The sequence below is a fragment of the Shewanella sp. SG41-4 genome (assembly GCF_014164505.1).
GTDB lineage: Bacteria > Pseudomonadota > Gammaproteobacteria > Enterobacterales > Shewanellaceae > Shewanella.
The window spans coordinates 1-2728 of the sequence record NZ_JACJFI010000396.1 but is presented as its reverse complement, the minus strand read 5'-3'; the positions used below and the strand labels follow the sequence as shown (position 1 = coordinate 2728).

3 protein-coding genes are annotated in these 2728 nt (G+C 37.6%); all 3 read right to left on the bottom strand.

Annotated elements, in window-relative coordinates; genetic code table 11:
* A partial coding sequence (locus H5202_RS20140) for a PhzF family phenazine biosynthesis protein (RefSeq protein ID WP_182773630.1) occupies positions 1-763 on the bottom strand: 763 nt, incomplete at its 3' end.
* Positions 764-1081: 318 nt separating this feature from the next.
* Complete coding sequence (locus H5202_RS20135; protein ID WP_182773629.1) at positions 1082-1801, bottom strand: DKNYY domain-containing protein; 720 nt, start codon at positions 1799-1801, stop codon at positions 1082-1084.
* A gap of 236 nt (positions 1802-2037) precedes the next feature.
* Positions 2038-2529, bottom strand: a complete 492-nt coding sequence (locus tag H5202_RS20130; protein ID WP_259397401.1) for a GNAT family N-acetyltransferase — start codon at positions 2527-2529, stop codon at positions 2038-2040.
* Positions 2530-2728 lie beyond the last annotated feature (199 nt).

Genomic DNA, 2728 nt, shown 5'->3' with positions numbered 1-2728 from the left:
CAAGACCAGTGACCAACACGCTGTTGCAAACTAGCTTACAGAACACAATGCCACTGCGTTTTGATGGCTGGTAACCAACTAAAATACACTGAGAAAGCTGCTCAGCCCAATACGGGGCAAGACCTGAATGTATTGAACCGGTAACTGGATCCTCGTCTCCACCAGGCGCCGGCCAAAAATAACGAGATATAAAATCGTAATCCTTAGCCTGAGCCTGAGCTGTAACGACAACATCAAACGGAGCCAATAGTTTTAGTCGCTCAGCGTTATAATTTATCGACATAACTTCATACTCTGAAGACATCACAGCAAAGTAAGCTTGCCTATTCCTTAATACATGAACTGGTTCATAAGACAAGCCTTCAAGCAATGCTGGAGGTACATCGATGACAGGGTCTGGGCATTGGTTAGGAAAGCTCATCTCAATTCTTCCATCGCTAAGTTGATTCACTACCAAAGTGCCAACTTCTAATGTCAGAAACTCTATTTCACCCTGATAACCAAAATGATTGAATATAACGAATGAAGATGCCAATGTTGCATGACCACAAAAGTCGATTTCAGTTATAGGTGAAAACCAACGAATTTCATACCTATTTTCGGTTAAAGCCTTGATGAAGGCTGTTTCAGAAAAACTATTTTGTGTGGCGATTTGTTGCATCATAACTGGATCTAACCAATTATCTAAAGGGATCACTGCCGCCGAATTCCCCTTGAACCGTTGTTTTGTAAAAACATCAACGATGAAAATATCTAATTCCATTATATGAAAGCCTCATGCTTATTTTACTAAACTTCGTTGTTCGCACCTATTAAGTGCGATGTGAGTGGGGATTAGATATATTCAGCTATCCGAATAAGCTTTTAGCTTGAGCTTCGCTAATTTCGGATAAATCTAACAACTGTTCTTTTGTCAAATAGTTCTCGTTTAAATAGTTTATCAGATTCATTTTAAGGACTACTCCATTAAATAATTAACGCCATTTCCGAATAGGATATCAAGGTATTATTTGTGCGCTATTGATAAACAACAACGAGTAAAATTGCATCGTACGGCGCGTTTAACAAATTTATTAGACATTTATTGATTACACCCACAAAACTTTTGACCGTCATCATTTAAGTCAATACAAGATAAAATCTGAGCACCGCTGTAACATGCATTTTTATCTTTCGCAATTGATAACGAACGTTTATCTTTAACTACAAAGGTTAGTGGGTCGGCCCCATTTATGATTGAAGCCGCCCAGTAGACATGAAATCTATCTTTTGCATAATTAGCTGGAAGCACTACCAAAGACTCAGCGTCTTTTATAGGAACAGTTTTACTCTTATCATAAAGGCATTTGTTGTCTCGGGCTCTGTCTGATAGCAAGCTTTTAATTATTTTGAAAGTATCGTAGTCACAAAGATCAAGTCTTTCTCCATTATAGAAATAACTAGAAAAATCTCGTGACCAGTTGTTTCCAAGATATTCAAAGCTTGCACCGTCAGACTCTAAAATCACATTACCTTTGACGATTCCATGGTATGCATCCACACCATAGTAATTATCTATGGCTACGAAAGTAGCAGAATCCGCACCTTCAATAATTGACGAGCCCCAAAACACTCCATTTTGATCTTTGCCGTAGAACGGCAGAAGCTCCTGAAATGTTTTAGGATCTGCACCATTAACATGTTGAACAACTTTTCCTTGCCCTTCATTCCATGAAACATGATCTACGCTGTTACTATTGATCTGGTAGTGAGTTGAACATGAACAGCACAGTAAAACTAGAGTGATAAATGGGAGTTTCATATGTTGATACCTAAAGAGGCAGTAGAATAACTCTAACAGCCAAATTCAATAAAAAAACGAGCCCCTAAAATTAATCCTAAGAACTTTAAAGGCACGAGGTAACGTATTCAGAACGCATAAAGCAGGCTGTTTCTTAGAGAAAATCTAAGCCTTAACACAAAAATAGTGGGCTAAAATAGATCGAAGCGAACAGCCTGCTGTTTCTAGTCCCTATTAAGTTGCTTGATATGCGGTTGTTAACCGAGATTTTTAGACATAACCATAACATCTGTACTACGGAAATTAACTAGTTCGTCTGGCTGCCAACCCAACTTTGAATATAAGCCACCTGACAGATGTTCTGTTTGTAAATGCAATACTTCTACACCTAATGCAATTGCAATCTCTTGAATTTTTTCAATAAGAAGAGCTGCAACATTGTTTCCTCGATGCTTAGGCTCAACATAGACTCCAGCCAACCAATGCTCTTTATTTGGGTAAATAGACATTTGATTGAGCTTGATTTGAGCAGCACCTATAAGCTTGTCTCCTTCCATAGCTATAATAACTAACGGAAACTTAGTCTTATTAAGACAACTTTCTAATCTTGTGACAAATATATTTGTTAATGGGTCTTCGAGAAAGTGCCCCCATTCATCAAAGTACCATTCAGCTACTTTAGAGAGCTGTTCTTTATGATCTGCCAAGTAAACAATTTTCAATTTCATCTCCAGAATAGTTGGAACCATATCGTCTGCATTTGCGAACAAAAATAGTTGGTTAAAATGTGAACCGAAATTTAATATCTTTTTTATTCTATATTAAGTATCCTTTATTCATTTCCGTGAATATCTCTCAAATATACTGAGTAATCATTTGCAGGTGGTATTGCAGGGACTTGATACAGTAAGTCGCTAACAAAACCTCTGTGATAGGTTGAGTGATTTA

What these genes read in the sequence shown, in the direction of transcription:
- H5202_RS20135 (WP_182773629.1), bottom strand. Translation starts at nt 1,801, where the DNA reads ATGAAACTCCCATTTATCACTCTAGTTTTACTGTGCTGTTCATGTTCA.
- H5202_RS20130 (WP_259397401.1), bottom strand. Translation starts at nt 2,529, where the DNA reads ATGGTTCCAACTATTCTGGAGATGAAATTGAAAATTGTTTACTTGGCA.